This window comes from Komagataeibacter sp. NFXK3, from assembly GCF_054182245.1.
Map to the genome: position 1 here is coordinate 272864 of NZ_JAPIVJ010000004.1, position 20054 is coordinate 292917.

The 20054-nt window shown below is 60.8% G+C and carries 6 protein-coding genes and 1 tRNA gene; 5 read left to right on the top strand and 2 right to left on the bottom strand.

Features of this window, described 5'->3' with window-relative positions:
- Positions 1–341: 341 nt before the first annotated feature.
- On the top strand, positions 342–2570 hold the full coding sequence (locus OQZ28_RS06745; protein ID WP_458135563.1) for a TonB-dependent receptor: 2229 nt from the start codon (positions 342–344) through the stop codon (positions 2568–2570).
- Positions 2571–2866: 296 nt separating this feature from the next.
- Here OQZ28_RS06745 and OQZ28_RS06750 read toward each other — a convergent pair whose 3' ends face one another.
- Positions 2867–13213 (bottom strand): DUF4347 domain-containing protein, encoded by a 10347-nt coding sequence (locus OQZ28_RS06750; RefSeq protein ID WP_458135564.1) that lies wholly within the window; start codon positions 13211–13213, stop codon positions 2867–2869.
- A 351-nt stretch (positions 13214–13564) separates the two neighbouring features.
- Here OQZ28_RS06750 and OQZ28_RS06755 point away from each other — a divergent pair, with 351 nt between their 5' ends.
- The 4 genes from OQZ28_RS06755 to OQZ28_RS06770 all read left to right on the top strand — a co-directional run bounded on the left by OQZ28_RS06755 (position 13565) and on the right by OQZ28_RS06770 (position 19628).
- The gene (locus OQZ28_RS06755) at positions 13565–15226 is read left to right on the top strand and encodes a TolC family protein (protein WP_458135565.1); all 1662 of its coding nucleotides are present in this window, start codon (positions 13565–13567) and stop codon (positions 15224–15226) included.
- Between the two features lie 97 nt (positions 15227–15323).
- Positions 15324–16145, top strand: a complete 822-nt coding sequence (locus OQZ28_RS06760; RefSeq protein WP_458135566.1) for an efflux RND transporter periplasmic adaptor subunit — start codon at positions 15324–15326, stop codon at positions 16143–16145.
- A gap of 20 nt (positions 16146–16165) precedes the next feature.
- The gene (locus OQZ28_RS06765; RefSeq protein WP_458135567.1) at positions 16166–17503 is read left to right on the top strand and encodes an efflux RND transporter periplasmic adaptor subunit; all 1338 of its coding nucleotides are present in this window, start codon (positions 16166–16168) and stop codon (positions 17501–17503) included.
- A gap of 19 nt (positions 17504–17522) precedes the next feature.
- Entirely contained in the window at positions 17523–19628 is a 2106-nt protein-coding gene (locus OQZ28_RS06770) for an HlyD family efflux transporter periplasmic adaptor subunit (RefSeq protein ID WP_458135568.1), read from the top strand.
- 301 nt (positions 19629–19929) lie between these two features.
- Here the strand turns inward: OQZ28_RS06770 and OQZ28_RS06775 are convergent.
- A tRNA-Met gene (locus OQZ28_RS06775) sits at positions 19930–20006 on the bottom strand.
- Between the last annotated feature and the right edge of the window lie 48 nt (positions 20007–20054).

Genomic DNA, 20054 nt, shown 5'->3' on the forward strand with positions numbered 1-20054 from the left:
TAAATGGGGCTTTTTGGTTGAATCACCGAAAGGGCAAGGAACACCTTTCGTGCAATATGATGACCTCTTTACCGCTATTTTTAGCGGAATATGGCGCGCAATGATTGTCCACCATAAGCAACAACGGGATAGACTTGTCATCTGGAATCATGGCAAGCGGTTCCCGTAAATGCTGTCCTGGCCCGGTGGCGCCGCCCGCTGGGTAAAGCATGTTATCGTTTACGGGGAGGTCCGGTATGGTTGCAGGTGCCATGTTTTGCGGCAAGCGCTGGTTATTAACAACTTTTCTTCTCGGTACCACCGGGTTCGTTGCTGTTTCTCATGCACAGGGTGCGAATGATGTGAACGCAACGACCAAAATCCGCCATGCAGCCCCTTCCACATCCCACGCGTCGCCATCTGGCGCGGCAGGGCAGGATACGCATTCCATCAAGGCCCCTTCCGCACCGGAAATCCTGCAGGTCAGTTCCGGGCGTTCGGGCGGCGGCGGCATGATGCGGCAGGAAAAGGCTTCGCACAGTATCCAGACCGTAAGCCGGCAGTTCATGGATATGCGCAGCCCGGCCGGAACGGCGCTGGATATGGTCAAGAACCTGCCCAGCCTGAACGTATCGACCCAGGATACATCGGGCATGACGGGTGGCTCGATTGAAAGCCGCAGCCTGAACGATGGGGATATGGCGCTGCTGATGGACGGCGCCGTGGTGACATCCGGCGCCGGATACCTTCAGGAAGACATCGATACGGAAAACATGGACCGTATCGAGGTCACGCCCGGCACATCCGCCATTGACCAGCCGGTTACATCGGCAGCACTGGGGGTCATGAATATCATGACGCATACACCCAGCCATAAATTTGGTGGGCTGACGGATTTTTCATACGGCACGAATGACATGTCCCGGCAGTTTATCCGGCTGGAAAGCGGTGATATTGGCAGGACCGGCCTGCGCTCGTTCTTTTCATTTTCGCATACCCATGCTGACAACTGGATCGGTGCGGGGGCATCGGACAAGAAGCATATCGACTTTGGCATGCAGAAGGATATCGGGGCCGACTCTTACGTGAAGTTTTTCCTCTCGTGGAATCAGGAACGCTACGGGATCTACAATTACCCCACGGCTGACCAGTTTCATGCCAAGAAAAACGGCACGGGCACATGGGGTGCCAGCAGTAATCCGAACAGTCCGAATTTCTGGGGCAATCACCAGGAAGGACCATGGAATGAAGTCTTCATGACCCTGCCCGTGCACCTGCGCCTGACAAACCAACTGAAATTCGATCTGGTGCCCTATTTTGCCTACGGGCGTGGATGGAGTTCATCCGCCAGTGGTGCTGCCGGGCCCGGGCTGAGCTATGCCAATGGCAGTGCGGTTTCTCCTTCGCAGTTTTCAGTCAATTATTATGACCAGCGCACGCCCACCACGGGGGCCACGATCAAGCTGACCTATGATATTTCACGTCATAACCAGATGACGTTCGGATACTGGTATGGCTATACGCAAAGCCGGCAGTGGGGCCCGAACAGTGCCGTGAACCAGAACGGTTTTTCCAATAATCCCGATAACCTGTCCACTGCCTACTTCCTCAATGGTCAGCGGGATTATTCATCAAACCAGCAGACAGGCGACCAGATCCACGCGCTGTTCATTCAGGATACGGCAAAATATTTCCAGGATCGGCTGGTCGTGTCTGCCGGTTTCAAATTTGCCATGATGAACTACTGGTTCGACAATTACCTGACGCATCAGCATATGGGCTCGAATTCGGTCGTGCCCCTGCCGCGTTTTTCAACGTCGTACAGCTTCAACCGCCACCACCAGATTTACGTCAATGCGCAGGGCGATTTCCGCGCGCCCGACCCCAGCAACCTGTCGCAGAATACAGCCCTGCCCCGCAACCAGTACACAATCAAGGAGGAACTGGGGTACCGCTATAATAACCGCTACATGATCTTTGATCTTTCGTTATTCAACTATGCAATTACAAATCGCCTGCTCAGTGTCTATAACGCCAACAATTCGTATAGTACCGTTAATGCGGGCAACCAGACGGCGCGTGGTTTCGACATCATGATGTCCACGCATCCATTCCATCATGTCAGCCCCTATGTTTCGTTTGAATACCTCAATGCGCACCAGGATTCGAATGTCCAGTATGGCACCTCCTATCTGCCCACCAAGGGCAAGGAAGCGATCATGGCGCCGCATGTCATGGCCAATTTCGGCCTGACCTACGATAACAGGCACTTCTTCGCCAATGCCACCGTGCATTATACAGGCCCGCAATCCGTTACGCTGGTAGGGGATGAGAGGATACCGGGCTATGTTACCGATACCATCTCGCTCGGGTATCGTTTTTCGCCCTTCCTGGTGGCCAAATCCCCTACGTTCCGGCTGAACTTTACAAACCTGACCGGTTCCATGGTCCGGACGGGCACGACCGGGGTCGCGGATAATTATCATGCGGTAACACTGTTGAACGGGCAGCATATTGCAGGTTCATCCGGGGCGCAGTTTTATGTTGAACCACGCTTCAGCATGACCGGCACCATCTCCACTTCATTCTGATCACACCCCAAGCGGCCAACCGGAACATCGCGCGATGGCTGACTTCGAGGTTTATCTCGACCTTCGCGGCCACACGCGTCCGATCGGGCTGGCGCGGAGCAATCGCGTCCGTGGGGCCGAGACAGAGGCTGGTAAGCTGACGAGGCAAATTGGCGGAAGATCCTGCCTCATTAGATTGCGCAGTTTTCACTAACCAACAAGGCTGACGACAAGGATCACACCATCATGATCCTTCTCTCCAACAAAATACGTTCGTATCTGGCGCTCCATTGCCAACCCTGCGCGCCACCTGGCAATCAGTGATTGACCAGATCGCGACTGCGCGCATATGCAGCTCTCTGCCCGATCTGGCGCATCTGCGCACGCAGCCCCTTTTTGCCGGGCGTTGGCTCGTTGGCGTGATGGCTGCCGCGATGGAAATCAGAATTGAAGGCAAGCCAGTTCATGTCCTGCTCCACGACCTGCATCGCGCGCTCCACCGCCTGCGGAATGGACGGATCATTGCCCATTTCCCATGCAGGATGTTCGTGCCCGATCACCACATGCACATCAACCTCCGCCTCATGGCCATATTCATCGCGGCCGATAAGGGCCAGGTCGATGGAGCCGGTGGCCTCATCCGGCGCGACCATGGAGAAGCAGCGGCGATCCGCATCGAACGAGACCCAGTCCGGCAGCGGCGCGCCGCCAGCCTGGCGTGCCGTAATGGTCAGGTTGAGATCCGTTCCATCCGAACTGATGAAGGCGCCAGCCGGCACATCGATATCGTATTTCTGGTTGGTGGTCACAAACCGGTAGAGTGATGTGCCGCGTATCCATGTCTGGTGCGCGACGCCAAAGCCACGCTGGAACTCATTCTCGAACCCGTCCTCCACCGATGTCTTGAGCAGGTCGGAAGAACTGAGGTCATTATTGAGGGTCGAACCCGAAAGCGCGGGATTGCCCTCCTGCTGCGTCACGTTCGTGTTCAGTGCCACCGTGGCCTGCGAGACATGGCTGGTCTCATCGGCCATCAGCGCCGAGACATCGGCCACCTGTGCCGCCGTGCCCGTGGCCAGCGTGCCGTTGGTCTCGACCAGTGCGGCAGACAGCCCGCCCGGCGTGCCGGTAAAGCCTGTTACGGGCGCAAAATGCAGTTCCGCGCTGGCAGGCAGCACAAGGGCGGCCGTGGCGGAAACCGAGGTGCTGACATTCTGCCATGTCCTGCCGCCATCGGTTGAATACTGCCATGTGCCCTGCGTTGCCGGGTTGGCCGTATTGCCCACAATGGCAACGCCCTGCAGATGATCGGCTACCGAACCATCGGGATTGGAGGCACTACGCTGCTGATCGGCCTGATCAGAGAAAGTGGGCCCGAACAGTGAGGATACGCTATCGCCCCTGACCTGCTGGTTGCTGGTATCAGCCGAGGGCAGCGTGGCGCTGCCGCTGGCTACCGGCGCGTCATTGACCTGTTCAACACCGGTGCTCACCTGCACCGGCACCACATCAAGCGCGGTGCCGCCACCGGTATTGCTGACATCAACCCCTGCGGTCACGCCGATTATGGCATTACCCGCCACAGCCTTGCCATCCGCCCCCGTGAAGGCGGTGGCAGTCGTATTATCGACCACTGTTGCCGTAAACGAGATGTTGGACGGGTCGCCGTTGAAGTTGGGCGCAGGCTGGAACCAGATCTGCGCATCCTTGGGCAGTACTACAGCACTCGTGGCGGAAAGATCAGTCGGCAGCGCCTGCGCCGTGCCACCGGGCACGGCATACATCCATGTCCCTTCGCTGGCGGGCGTGGCATTGCCGGTAATGGCAACGCCGCCCACGCCATTCGGGTCGGTGGTGGTGAACAGTTGCGAGACCGTTTCCTTCGTGCCAGGCTGGTCTTCCTTGCCAGGCGTAATGTTTACTGCCGTATGGACGTCCTGGTTAACCTTGACCACAAGCGGCTGGCTGTTGGTGCTGACCGACCCGTTGGGGTGATCGTGCTGCATCTGGGTTATGTTCACGCCCGTCAGGGCCGTGGCGGTGCCATCGAGCGCCTGCCCGGTCACGCTGGTGGCAACGCCATCGCTGGTGCCGGTCAGGGGCACGTCGGCCGAGGTCTCGACAACCTGCGTGGTCAGCCCGCCCGGCGTGCCGGTAAAGTTCGGCACGGGGTCAAAGCGCACCTTGGCCTGGTCGCCCAGCACCACGGCATTGCTGCCTGAAACATTGGCGGGCACGTCCGTCCATGTCTTGCCGCCATCGGTAGAATACTGCCACGTGCCCTCGGTTGCGGGGTTGGCCGTATTGCCGGTAATGGCCACGCCAGCCAGATGGTCGGCGGTGGAGCCGGTGGGGTCGGCCGCGCCCTGCCGGGCATCGGTCCCGTCCTGCACGGCATTGGAGTACAGGCCTGCAACCGCAGCGCCCGTATTGGCGCTGTCAGCACAGTTGGATGTCACATCAGGCAACGTGTAGGCACCTGCCGAGGGGCCTGCGGCCATGGTGGGCGGGTCATTGACCGGCGTCACTGCGGTGGACAGGTCAACCGTGCCCGCGCTGAGCGCGGTCTGCCCGCCACGGGTCGAGACATCGGCGCCGGCTATCGCCATCGTGCCCGAATCAAGCGCGGCACCGGTCAGCGGTGTGCCATCCGCCGTGGCCAGGACCTGCCCGTTTGCCCCCACAAGGGCCGGACTGCCTGATGAGGCACCCGAATTGTCGATCAGCACGACCTTGAGGTCATCGCCACTGACAGGCTGGCCGTTATAGTTGGCCGCAGGCGTAAACTGCAGTTGCGCATCCTTGGACAGCACAAGGGCATTCGTGGTCGAGACGGCAGCCGAAAGCTGCGTCCATGACTTGCCGCCATCGGTGGAATACGACCATGTGCCCGCAGCCGAGGGCGTGTAACCCACCACGGCCACGCCCGCCATGGTGTTGGCCGTGGAGCCATCGGGGTTGGTGGCACTGTGCTGCTGGTCGGTCTGGTCGGAGAAGTAGCTGCCAAACAGCCCCTGCACGCTTGTGGCCTGCGGCGTGTCTTCCGTCACCTTCCACGAGGCGGGCTGGTCCCCCGTGACCGGGGTTGCGCCGGGGGTGCTGTTATCGGCCACCACGTTCGGGGCATCGTTCACGTTGTCATCCATCAGCGCCACGCTATCCGTGGCTGCTGAATAGGCAGAACCCGGCGTGTTGGTACCCGTGCCCAGCCCCGCTGTAGCGGGCAGCGCGGAGATGCTGCCATTGGCCGCGCCATCAAACTGGTCCCATGCACGGAAGGTCAGGGCATCATTGACCTTGCCGTTCCAGTTCGGGTCGGTGGACTGGAAATAGACCCGCGCCTGGCCATTATCGATCAGGTGCAGGGCATTGCCACCCCCAACCGCGCCGGATGCGCCGCTACCGGCAAATTCGGTCCATGTCCTGCCGTTATCGGTGCTGTACCACCATGTACCGTGTGTAGTGTCAGCACTCGTAATGGCAATGCCGGGCAGCAACGTGGCGCCTGCAGCACCCTGGCCGGGCAGGCCCGCGCCATCGGGGTCGGTCACGTTGCCTGCGCCACCTGTTGCCCCTGCATAGCCCACAAGCTGCGAAACCGCCGTACCCACCGCGCCCTGCGGCGGGGCTGAATCCTCCTGCGCATCGTTGAGGGAAACCGGGACCGAGGGATCAAGCACCGGGGAGTCATTGGCAGCCGTAACTGCAATGGTGCCATTGGTGAGGATGGGCGTGTTCGCCCCGTTTTCATAAACCGATATGCTCACATTGCGCGTGCCCTCGATGGGCGTATCGGAGCTGTCGTAATATTTCAGGCTGGCCAGCGTGGCCTGCCAGTTCTTGAGCGTGGTGGCGGTACCCGCGGTCAGAGTCAGGGTGCCGGTTGCGCTGTCGAGGCTCGCGGTAATGCCGCCCGCCGTGGTGGCGGCCAGCACGTCCTCCGCCGTGGCGGAACCGATCTGCACCACTACTTTCTGGATCGACCCCGCACCCGTGCCTGATGCATCCTCTACCGAGACATAGGAACCCAGATTGGTCGCAGCCGTTGTGGGCGATGCATCATTGGGTTCGGCAAAGGTGGTAGCAAAGCTGCTGCCGCCAACACTCACATGCGTGAACATGGGCGCGCTGGTCTGCACGCCCCCCGTACCCTGCGCGCCCGTGGTGGCCTGCTGGCCCGCAAGGTCGGTATTGCCATCGGAGAACGTGGCCCCCAGCGTGACATCAAGCTGTGTTGCCGGGTCGCTCGCGGTGGGCGTGTAGGTATAGGTCAGGTCCTGCGCCAGTGTGGCGATGCTGGTCTTGGTGGCGGATGCATTGAACGTGAACTGCAGCATGCCGCCCGTGTCGGTATAGGTGCCGATTACGGTGTTGTTCACGCTCACCTGTCCGCCCGCCATGCTCACATCGGTGCCCGTCGCGCCAAAGCTGTCCGTGGCCGAAGGGGCGGCCTTGCCATCAACATAGCGCTGCACCGTCAGCATGGTACCGGCGTAGCTGTAGGTGCCGCTTTCCTTCGTGGTCAGCGTATCGAGTTCGTGGTCATCCACCGTTACCCCGCCATCGCCAATTGCCGTGGCGGTGCCAGCGGTCGTGACATGGGGCGTGGTGTCCTGCCAGCCTGTTATGGTGGGCGCGGTATCGGGCAGTTCATAGGCCAGGTCGGCATGGGTTGCGCTCATGCCACTGGCTGAATCCGCATCGACACTGACAGCGGTCGTGGCAGACGTTACCGCGCCATCATGGTTGTAGACCTCCGTCTCGCTGGCAGGCACGCCATCCGTGCCCCCGGTGAGCGGCACGGTAATTTCCGCAATGGAGGACGTGGGCGTGCCATAAACGGGCACCAGCGCCGCGTAGTCGCCATTGCCATCGGTCTTGATGCCGGTTTGCACAAGGCCGGTGGCATAGGTACCATCCTGCCCGCGCGCGGTTACCGTAACGCCTACGCCCTTCAGTGGGGTATCGATGGCGCTGTCATAGGTGCCCGGCGTGTTGCCCAACGCCTGCCAGATCTGGCCCGACAGCGTGCCAAGGCCCATCGTGACCGAGCGCTCATAGGTATCGGCGGGGTTGGAGCCTGCCGTGCCAGCCTGCCCGGCCGAGCCATCGCGGCTCTGGTCCGTTGCGCCTGAAGTGGCGGGCGTGGCTCCGGCCAGCGATTCCCACGTTACATTGGTCGTGGTCTTCTCCAGCCCCTGCGTCAGGTCGGTCAGCTTGACCGTATAGGTCACGGTCTCGCTGGCGCCGGCGGCCAGTGTAAGGCCATTGGTGGTCACGCCTTTCGCATCGGAAGCCGCCACGCTGCCACTGGCATTGATCGTGGTATCCACCGTGCCCGCACCCGTAGCCACGACAGCGCCGTCAACGGTTTCCTGCCCTGCCACCAGCGGGTCATTGAGGGCGACATCATAGGCCGTGGCATCGCCGGTATTGGTCAGGGTATCGGTAAAGGTGACGGTACCATCACTGTAGTCGATCGCAGTGACCGCCTTGCCCAGCGAGAGAGTGGGTTCCCTGACCGTTTCGGTTACGGTGGATGCGGGGGTGGACGTGGTTGATGTGGGGGTTGGTGACGTACTGGCCGTCAGGCTCTCGCTCAAGGCGGTGCCATCCTTGTTGGCCGTGGTATTGAGCACCGTGCCCGCCACCTGGATGATGGCATAGTTGGGAACGGATGACGTGTCGTTGTTGGTGACCGTGCCGAGATTGATGGTGAGCACGGTCTGGCCGGCGGAATCCGTTGTCACGCCGGTTATGGCCGCGCCACTGCTGTTGAGCTCGGCCTCCGCCGCACTCGAAAGCGTGAAGGTCTTGCCGTCCACCTGCACGGCCGATGTCGACCCTTCCGCAAGCTGCGTGGCACTGCCAAAGCCGGATGATGTGACTTCCCCGTTCGGGCTGGCCAGCAGCAGGCGCAGCGATGTGGGATCAAGCTGCACGTTGTCCGGCACCTTGAGGGTCAGCGTCACATCCTGGTTCTGCCCCTCGGGGATCGAGACCTCGCCCTGCAGGGCCACCTGGTCGCCGGGCACGGTATTGGCCGCCGTAACGGGCGTGGTGGAAGAAATGCCGCTGGTGGTGCCGTTGCTTTCACCAACGATATCGAGCACGGACGTGAAATTGCCAACCGCTGGCGCATCGCTGGCCGTGCCCTTGAACGCTTCGGGCACGTCCTGCGGTATCACCGGCGCATCCCCCGACCCGGACGGGGTGCCCGATGGCGGCATGAATTCGTTGTTCCTGGGCGCCGAATGCCAGGTGTAGTTGTCCGTTACCGCAAGTTTCGTGCCTGCGGGCAGGTCGGAGGCGACCGTGCCGGTAATGGTGTAGGTGACCGGGGCATCGGTAGGGACGAGAGAGGCAAGCTGGGACAGGGCGACGGATGTCTGCCCTGCAGCGACAGTGATGGTCTGCCCCCCGCCCGTGATGGTGACGTCCTTCAGGTCCGAAGGCAGCGTGATGGCATGGTCGACGTCATAGGCCGTGACATCACCATTGTTGCCCAGCTTCAGGGTATAGGTGACCTGCTGGCCGCTGTACAGCGGCTGGCCGTTGGTGTCATCGGTAATGGTTTCGGTCAGGGAGGGCTTGCGCTCGGTTACGGTCACATCGGCGGGCCCGGCCTGCTCGGCCACGGTGCTCGTGTCATCATGCACGCTGTAGTTCAGCACGGCCGATGACGTGATCGTGGCGGCATTGGCTGGCGCATTGTTCTCGCCATAATAACCGTTATAGGCCAGCGTTATGGTGCCGGGCGTGGCACTGGAATTGGTAACCGTCCTGCCAAGGTCAAAGGTGAGGGTGGTGGTGCCATCGGCGTTCCTGACCGCCGTTGGCGCAGGCAGGTTGCCGCTGGCATCGACGCCTGAGGCGGTCGCGCCCGTCAGGGTAGCGGTAAAGCCCCCGGCATAGTCCATGCCAGCGGGCAGGGTTTCCACCACCGTCACATCGCCCGCGCCATTGCTGAGCGTGCCCTCGGGCACGGTTACGGTAATGGTGGTGGTGCGCGTCTCGCCACTGACAATGGTGCCGCTGGAGGTGGCTGTATCCACGCCATCATTTGCAGGCAGGTTGGAGGGGCCGATGCTCTTGCTGATGGTGGGCGTCTGCAGGGTGATGCTTGCCGGATCGGTCAGGTCCGAGGCCTGCCCGCCAAGCGGCACGCCATTGGTCACGAACCCGTTGCCCTGCGCAACCGCGCCGGGGCTGTTGCCAAAGTTCACCACGTTTGCGCTGGCCACCAGCGTATCGCCCAGGTTCTGGCCGGTGGGCAGGGCCAGGTCATAGGTAATGGTCAGGTCCTGCCCCTTGGCCAGGACCGCAGCGGTGGCCGAGGTGGCCGGTATGGTCAGGCCGCCGGTGGTGAAATAGCTGCTGGCCGCAGTCGTGGCATCCGCCGCCGAGGAATAGACCACCGTGCCATCGGAGCGCGTGACCTGGAAATTCTTCACATCCCCCGCAGAGAACCCGGCAGGCAGGGTGCCCGATACCGTCAGGTCGTACATGCCGGCCGAGCCGGTATTTTCCACCGTGGAGGCAATACGCACCGTGTCGCCGCCCTCGGCCCCCGTGGCGTTGAGGTCATTGACCGCGCCAAGGCCACTCACGCCACCCGCGGGCACCGCTGTATAGGCGCCACCATCCGATCCCGCCGCGTTGAAGGTGGAGGCCGGGTCGGCATCCGTCCCCTCACCCGTTGCCTGGGGCGTATAGGTGACGGATGAGTCCGCGCTCGCGCCATTCATGACCGACACCACGCCCGTCTTGATCTCGGCCGCAGGCTCGGCAACCGTAATCGACTGCAGGGTGGACTGGGCTTGCTGGGCATTCTGCCCATTGGTCAGGGTGGACTGCTCCTGGCTGGTCAGGCTCAGGCCATCGGCAAAGGGGCTTGATGTCGCCTTGAGGGTAAACAGCACGGCGACCTGCTTGCCAGCATCACTGGTGGCAAGCAGGTCGCTGTTGCCCATATCGAAGCTGATACTGTTGGTCGCGGACTGCGTCGAGACCGTAACCTTGCCCGGATCGACCCCGTTCGGCACGCTCACCACGCTGTAGGTGCCAGCATCCTGCTTGGTCACGTCCGTGCTGGCGGCAGCCGTGAAGGCGGAATCACCGGTGCCCGTGGGGTTGCCCGTGTCATAGAGCGGCAGGGGCAGGTAGGACGAGAGGTCCAGGTCAGTATAGGTGCCGGTCTGGAGGGTATAGGTTGCCTCGTAGGTTACCTTGTCACCCGCGTGGATGACAGGCGTGGTCGTGTCATCCACGGCAACGCCATTGATGGCCACGATCTTCAGCCCCGTCGTGCCCTCGGGCACGGAAAGCGTGCTGCCTGAATTGTCCTGCACCTGCGAGGTCGTGCCATCGGGGCCTGTTGCCTGCGCGCTGACACTGACCTGGCTGCTGATCGTATCGCCTTCGGTCACCGGGGTATTTGTGGCGGTATAGTTATCGCTCACCGTGCTGGCATAGCTGATCGTGCCCTGCTTGCCCGCCCCCATGGCTGGCAGGCTGTTATCGGCCAGATACCGGGCGATGTTCATTGTCACCACGGTCTGCCCGTTATCGCCCGCCGTGGCCGACCAGTAGGCGCTGCCCAGTTGCACGCTATGGGACGTGCCGGTGGCATCGGTATAGGTAAAGGTGGGGCTGGTGCCCGGCTGCAGGGCCTGGCCATCGCCCAGCGTGGTGGTGACCACCATGCCGGTGCTGGAATAGTAGTCCGAATTCTCGATATGGATGTCATGCGTGATGGTATCGCCGGGCATGACCTGCCCTGCCGCCAGGCCGGTGGCGCTGCCATCCGCATTCGTGATCGTATCCGTCTCCTGCACCGCGAAAGCCTTGGCGTTGAACGTGGTGGGCGATGTATCCACCGTCTGGTCCAGCGCAACGGCCGTGGCTGTCTGGCCTTCTGCCACGGGTGGGGTCCAGCTGCCGGTATAGGATATGGTCGCACCCGGAATGGTGGTGGGCATAGTCGTGCCGCCAGACGCATTGAGGATGGAATTCCCGGCCGCATCCGTCTGGCCCACATAGACCGGAATATCAATCTTGTAGGGCGCAGTTGCGCTGTAGGCCACGCTATCGAGCGTAATCCTGACCGACCCGCCTTCCTTTGAGCCGTCAGAGGGCGGCACATAGGTGGCCGTGCCGCTGATGGTCGAGCCATCGGCCCCGGTCAGGGTAATGGGGCTGTTGTTGTAACTGACGCTGTCAGGCAGGGTGACATTGAGCGTCATGTCCTTGATGGCGTTGTTCTGCGTTACTTCGGCAGGGGTGACGGTCACCTCGTAGGTGGCGGGATAATCCGGGCCGGTCGGCACTTCATCCTCGCCACGTGGCGAGGTGATGATACCGGCGCTCACCTGCACGATATTCTGGTCAACGGTATTGGTTACGGCAGCCCCCTGGATGGTCGGGTCGGTGCCGGGGTCATTGAGCGCATCGGCGCCATACTGGTAGCCACCGGCCGCAGCGATGGTAACGGGGGCGCCAGCACCTGTGGGCGCATCGACGGACTCGGCCGTGTTATTGGCAAAGCTGGCCGTAAGCGTGAGGGTCGGCTGCTTCGGCGTGTAGCTGCCAAACGGCAGGGAAACCACATACATGGTATCGCCCGCCTTGAAGCCCGCAGGCGCCGTGACAAACTGCGGCTTGCCATCCGTGCCGCTGCTGTAGGGATTATAGGCCCCGATCTTGCCATCGACATCCACCAACGTGACAGCCTTGGCGGACAGGCTCTGGCCCAGATAGGTTACAGAGGTAAGCGGGGTATCCTGCATTGCATTGGTCGGGGCGAATACCTCGACAAAGGGCGCATAGCCCACGCCATTGGACGCATTGTTGGAAAAGGTGATGGTCTGGGAAAAGGCATTGCCCAGCAGGTTGCTGGTATCGGTGGGGCTGGCAATGGTGACCGTGGCCGTCGGGCTGTCGAGCACGCTGTCGTAACCGGCCTCGGCCGCGGCAGAGAACGGCGCATCCACCGCATTGCCATCCAGCCCGGCCGTGCGCTCCAGTGTCCAGTCCCCCCCAAGCACGCCAAGGCCCGTGGCATCGGTCGAGGCGGCAACGCCCGCGCCGGTCAGGGTATGCAGGTCATCGACCAGCGCCTGACCGGCAGCCCCCTGCCCCACATCGCAACCCCAGAACAGGATCTGCCCCTTAGCCCCCAGCGCATCGCCCCACTGCGCCACCTGCGTGCTGTCCGCCATGAGGGTGGCGGCATTGATGGTGGTGCTGCCAAGCTCGATCTGGCCTGCCTGCCCGTAGGTCAGGAAGCTGACACTGTTGAGGTCGTGCTGGTGCGACAGCACGCGCGAGACGACGGACATGCCATCACGCGTATTATCCACCACCACCACGCCCACATTATTGCCCAGCGAGGCGGTGAGTTCGCGCCAGTCGCTGACGCGGGAATCCACAAAAACGATATCGGTAAAACTGTCTTTTTTTTCACCATTGCGCTCATGTACCGACTTATCTGTACCAGTGGTTGCAGGTAAATCAGGCAGGGAACCAACAGTTTCATCCACGACAGGGGCATCATGGGCATTTTCCCCCTGATGCTCGTGATGGTGTCTGTCTGCTTCATGGTGATGGGAGACATGCGCCACGCTGCCATCAAAGAGATATCTCTGCTCAAGAATCAGACGCATGAAAAATCCATTTTTATCAACAATTTGTTTAGGAATACCAGGTTATGGTTTCCATTAGATGAATCATTTCCACTCAGACAGGGCACTACGACTGCATTTTCAATTCCTGCATTTCATCTACAATTTTTTTCATCGTGTTACAACAAATGAAGTTGACAAAAATGTGTTCTCCCCATAACTACCATGCCGTGCCCGGTATCGAGCGCAATGCAACTGCAAAATAGGCGGAAATTACCAAGCCGTACCTATATATAGCTCTATACAGTTCTATATAATCAGGTAACCACAAGCCTGTTCCCGCCAGCTTGCGTTGAATTTTTTCTTGACGACCTGAATACAACCCGGAAATTCATGGTAAACCCTGTGACGCATCAGCTTACCCGTGGCAAAATACGTCTGGTCTCCTGCGCTGCGCTTTCGACAGTCATGCTGCTGGCGGGGTGTGGCATGCGGCCCAGGCCCATGCCCCTGGCTGACCATATAAAGCGTGCGGATGCCGATCACGCCACGATCGAGGCGCGTTATCTGCCGCTCGATGGTGACCTGACACTGGGCACCGCCATCGCGCGCGCGCTCAAGTTCAACTATGACTCACAGGTTGCAAAGCTTGAGATCAACCAGCAGGAAAAGCAGCTTGATCTAGCCCTGATGCAGATGCTGCCGCACCTTGCGGCCGATGCGGGCTATACCGACAGAAGCAACAACAATGCTGCTGAAAGTATTGATGAATTCAGCAACCAGCGCTCACTGGATTATTCTTATTCCGAAATGCCCAGCCATGGCAGCGGGGATATCAGCTTTTCATGGAACGCGATGGATGCGGGGATCAGCTATTTCTCCGCCCGCCAGCAGGCCTTCCGCGCGCTGATTGCCGTCGAGCGCCGCAGGCGCGCCATCAATGATCTGGTCAAGGCCGTAACCACCAATTACTGGGAGGCGGCCGCCGCCCAGGTCATGCTGCCCCGCCTTGACCCCATCATCCATGATGCGGAAACCATGCTGGCCGCATCGCAGGATGCCGGTAACGCGCACCTGCAGTCCCCGCTGACGCTGCTCGATTACCAGCAGAACATCATCCAGATCCTGGGTGAGATGCGGCGTATCAAGGATGAACTGGTTGGCGCGCAGATCCAGCTCGCCTCGCTCATCAACGTGCCACAGGATGAAAAGCTCAACCTCGCCACCCACCCGCAGGATGTGCAGCCGCTGGGCAATCTCGACATTCCCACGCTGGAGCGCATGGGGCTGGTCATGCGCCCCGAACTGCGCATGGAAGTCTACCAGCAGAAGGTTGACCGGCAGGATGTCTATAAGGAAATCCTGAAGATGATGCCCGGCATTGGCGCCATCGGGAACGGCAACTTTGATTCGAATGCCCTGCTCTACCACCACATCTGGGGGCAGATCGGGGTGCGGGCGACCGTCAACCTGATCAACATGATCCAGGGCCCGCGCGCCATCGCTGTGGCCAAGGGCAATGTCAAACTCTCGGAAATGCGCCGCCTTGCGCTGAGTGTCGCCATTCTGGCCCAGATCAACCTGAGCGCGCAGAAATACGTCACGGCGGTGGATTTCCTCAAATCCTCGCGGCAGATCAACGATGTGAGCCTGCAGATGGAGCAGCTTGCCGTCTCCGCTTCCGCGGCAGGTGCGCAGTCCGAGGCCAATCGCGTACGCCACCAGATGGCGGCTCTGCTCGGCCAGCTTGAATACAGCCGCAGCCTTGCCCATACCCATCAGGCGCTGGCCAACCTGTATGCCTCCATCGGCGTGGACCTTGTGCCCGCCAATGCCGATATTCAGGACCTCAGGCACCTGACGGCGCAGGTCGAGCATTCCATTGCCCTGTGGGAAAACGGCCGCCTGCCTGACCTGACGTTGCCCGATAATGTCAGGAAACCGGATGCGGGCAACAGCACGGCACCCGTCGCGGTGCCGGTGCGACAGGCTGCGCCGCCTTCCACACCTGTCGCGCAGACAGATACGGCACAGCCTGCTGCTACCCCCGGCTGATCTGCCATTTTGAAAATCGTTATCAATAAGTAATGTCATAAGGCCCTATCGCCCCGGTGGTCGTGGCGCCTTATGTTCCGGAAGGCCGGTTGCATATATGCGTATGTATTCGTTTATCTCCGCACTGTCGCTTGGCCTCGTACCCGGCATGGTCCTGGCCCAGACAGCAGGGCCGGTCGCACCCGCTGACATGACACCGACCGCCACGGCACCTGTCCAGCAGCCTGATCTTGCGCCCACGTCGGAGCCGGACAGCACGGCGGTCCATGCCCCCAGCGTGCAGGTCACCGCGCCCATGAGTGCGCAGATCAGCGCTAGCATGTCGGGCCAGCTTGAAAAATTTCCTTTGCGCGACGGTGACCATTTTCACAAAGGCGATGTCCTTGCCGAGTTCCGCTGCGGCCAGCAGAAGGCAACCCTTGCCCACGCCCATGCCGAATACATCAAGCGCCGTGGCCTGCTGGATGTGCAGAACAAGATGAAGGCGCTGGGGCAATGGAGTGTATCGGACCTGCGCTCGGCCGCAGCCGATGAACAGGCAGCCAATGCGGACCTTGAAATGGCCAGCGCCGTTGTGGCCCAGTGCGTGATCCAAGCTCCGTTTGACGGGCGTGTCTCCAATACCATGGTGCATAATTACCAGTATCTTTCAGCCGGAACCCCCATGCTGGAAATACTGGATGATACCTCGCTGGAACTGTCCATGATCGTCTCATCCATGGAGCTGCGCCATCTGCAGCCCGGCACACCGTTCAAGGTTCATATACTGGAGACGGATGCCACCTACCCGGCAACCGTCAGCCGCATTTCGGGCAAGGTTGACCCTGTCAGCAAGACCATCAAGGTCTATGGCAAACTGACCCGCCCTGCCCCTGACCTGCTACCGGGCATGACAGGAGAAGCCCAGTGCGGTCAATGAAGGTGGATGGCTGACGGATCATGACTTCCCCCCCGCCTGATCCCGTACGCCTGCAGCAGGGCCGGCAGGCTGCGTTGCTGCGGCTGTCAGCCCTTGTGCATCTGTGCGAGCGCCTGCGGACCTGCCCGCCCGATGAACTGGATTTCGTGCTGGTCAACGAAAGCCATAATCTCCTTCCCTACCAGCAGGCCGCCCTTTACCGCACGGACAAGGCAGGGATTGCCGCCATATCCGGCACGGCGGTGTTCGATTCTGCCGCCCCCTATGTGCGCTGGCTGGGCCGGGTGTTCGAGAGCATCGCGCCACAGGCACAGGCCAGGGTGCTTGATGTCGCCACCCTGCCTGCCACACTGCGCGATGAATGGACGCAGTGGATGGCCCCTCATGCCGTGCTCATTCCGCTGCTTGGACGACATGGCCATGTGGGCACATTGCTCGTTGCACGAGAGGATGCATGGACACAGCCCGACATCCAGGCCCTGTGCATGATTGGCGGCGAGTATTCGGAAAGCCGGCAGCTTATCGCCTCTCAACCGCCCAGGCCACGCAATACACGGATGCGCAGGCGCGTGGGCGCGGTCATCGCGGCAGCGGTGCTGGTGGCGTGTTTCCCGGTTCATTCATGGGTTCTGGCCCCGGCCGAAGTCGTGCCGGTTGCCCCCACCTATGTGCGCGCGCCCTTTGCCGGTATCGTCCACCAGCTTGATGTCGCTCCCAATACAGCCGTGCATGCGGGCGCGCCGGTGGTGGAACTGGAGCGCGCGCAGCTTGAAAGCCAGTACCAGGTTGCCCGCAAGGCGCTGGAAGTCGCCCGCACCCAGTATGATGAAGCCATTCAGGCGGGCATGCTGGATGCCAAGGCCCGCGCGCAGGCTGGTGAACTCAAGGGCCGCATTGACGAGGAAGCGGCCCAGATGCGCTACCAGAGCGAACTGCTGCACCGCGCCACGCTGACCGCCCCGATAGACGGGCTGGCGCTTTATAACGATCCTTCCGAATGGATAGGCCGCCCGGTGGAAGCCGGCGAGCGTATCCTCATGGTGGCCCCTGCCCTCTCGCGCCGGATCGAGATCCGCCTGCCCGCAACCGAGGTCGCACATTTCGCGCCCGATGCGCGCGTGCGTTTTTTTGACAATGTGCACCCCGACCACCCGGCAGAAGGGCATCTGGTCTTTACCTCCTACGCAAGCACACCGACCCCTGCCGGCACGCTGGCCTACACCCTGCGCGCCGATCTGGACAGCGACATCCGCCTTGGCCTGCGTGGCACCGCGCGCATCTACGGCCCGCGGCACCTGCTGGTGCTGTGGGCCCTGCGCAAACCGCTGGGCACAGTACGGCAATGGCTTTCCTTCTAGCTGGCCTGAAAGGCAGCGCATGAACGCGCCCGCGCCCTGGCCTGCCCTGCGTGATGACCTGGAGCTGTTGCGTGGCCCTGTCGTGACCGGTGCGCCAACATGGACGCTGTATGATCCCGCCCGCCACCGTTACGTGCGCCTTGGCAGCATGGAAATGGAAATCCTGCAGCGCTGGGACCTGGCTGACCCGGACACGATTGCCCGCGTTGTGCGTGAGCAGACCACGTTTGATGCGCAACCTGCCGATGTTACGGCCTTTGCCGCCTTCCTGCGGCAGGCCGGGCTGACCACGGCGCAGACCAGCGCGGATAGTACCCTGCTGGCCCGGCAGGCGCGCAGGCCACCATTGCTATCATGGATCCTGCATCATTATCTTTTCCTGCGGATACGGCTGTGCAATCCCGATCCCGTTCTCAAACGCTGCGTGCCGCTGACAAACTGGCTTTTTACCCGCACGTTCTGCATCGGGCTGGCACTGGCAGTGGGGCTGGCGGTCATTCTGGTCGTGCAGCAATGGAGCCTTTATGCTGCGGGGTTCATGCATCTCATCACGCCGCAGGGTGCGATCGGGATTGCCCTAGCGCTGGCATGCAGCAAGATGGTGCATGAGCTGGGCCACGGCATCGCGGCACGGCATTATGGCTGCCGGGTACCCGCCATGGGGGTGGCCTTTCTGGTCCTGTGCCCTGTTTTATGGACCGATACCACCGACGCATGGCGACTGCTCCGCGCGCGTGACCGACTGGTCATCGACTGCGCGGGCATGGTGGCCGAAATCATGCTAGCCACGCTGGCTACCATTATCTGGAGCATCGTGCCCGATGGCCCGCTCCGTGATGGCCTGTTTACGTTAAGCAGTTCGACATGGATCCTCACCCTGTCGGTCAATCTCAGCCCGCTGATGCGGTTTGACGGGTATTATATTCTCTCTGACCTCATGGGCATTCCCAACCTTCAGGAACGCGCCTTTGCATGGACGCGCTGGCGCACCCGAAAGTTCCTGTTTGGCATGGATACGCCCCCGCCCGAGGTCTTTCCCGCGCGCCGCGGGCTTATGCTGATCGGCTACAGCGTGGCCACGTGGCTTTATCGCTTTTTCCTGTTCACCGGTATTGCACTGGTTGTCTATCATGCGGTCTTCCCCGCGCTGGGCGTGGTTCTTATGGGAATTGAAATCTGGTTCTTTGTTGCCCGCCCCATCATGGGGGAACTGGCGCAATGGGCGCACCAGGCCCTACATGCCCCCGGCAGCCGTCGCATGCATGTTACGGGCGCAGTGTTTGCCATATTGATTGCCCTTCTTGTGCTACCATGGACCCACACTGTCCGCGCACCTGCCGTATTGCGGGCGGAAGGGCAGAGCATGCTTTACACGCAGGATCCGGGCCAGGTGGTACGCCTGCTGCCCACAGGCAGCATGGTCCAGGCAGGCGAGACCGTGGCCGAACTACGCTCCCCCCAGCTTGACCATGACCGTGCCGTATCAATTGCACGACTGGCAACGCTGGAGGCCACGCTGTCGGAACGGATGTTTGGCGTGGAAGATACCGCCTCGCTTGATGATACGCGCGACAAGATCGAGCAGGAAACAGCCGAACGCCTGCGGGCTGAAGCCGCGATAAGACAGTTGACCCTCACCGCTCCATTTACTGGCATGCTGGTAGATGTTCCACCGGAAATCCATGTCGGTGATACATTGAAACAGCATGATTATATTGGCTCAGTCATAACAGAAGACCACGCCGCCATTGAAGCATATGTGTATGAAACGGACATCAGCTTCATACAGCCCGGAGCAAAAGCGAGTTTTATGGCCAACACCCCTGGTGCCAAGCGGATAGCGGGGCATGTACAGTCAATTTCGGTTGCATCAGTCCCTGAAATCGATGCGCTGGAACAGGCCTCCCTTTATGGCGGACATATCAAGGCACACCGGGACGAGACCAGCCACAGGATCGTGCCGGAAGAAGCAGTCTATCAAGTTATTATTTTGCCCGATGGGCCGCTGCCACCGATTATGCGGCGCATAGGAGGCGTGGTCCACATACACGCCACTGCTACCAGCTTCGTGCAGCGGACCTATCGCAAGATTATCTCGGTCTTTATGGGGGAAGCTGGCCTGTAGCAGCAATATGCAGGATCTATTTATGGATAAAGCAAATTGCATCTGGATTAAGCACTCTGACTGGCTGCGGCAGCACGAAAGGACACATGAAACTTTCGTCTGCCATGATCCCGAAATGGCGCCTCGTCTTGTCCAAGATAGCCTGCGGCAGGAATCGCCAACTGCACGAAATCCTGCACGCTAACATCCTATATTTCTGCAGTATCACTCGGCACCTGGCCGGGCATCGGTCCAGAAGCTAAAATTACAATAGTAAAACCCCGCCAACCGATTGGTTTAGCGGGGTTTTCTATATGTCGTCTGGTTGCGGGGGCAGGATTTGAACCTGCGGCCTTCAGGTTATGAGCCTGACGAGCTACCGGGCTGCTCCACCCCGCGATTGTAGGGGAGACTGGAAGACCTGGCGGCGACCGACTTTCCCGTGCC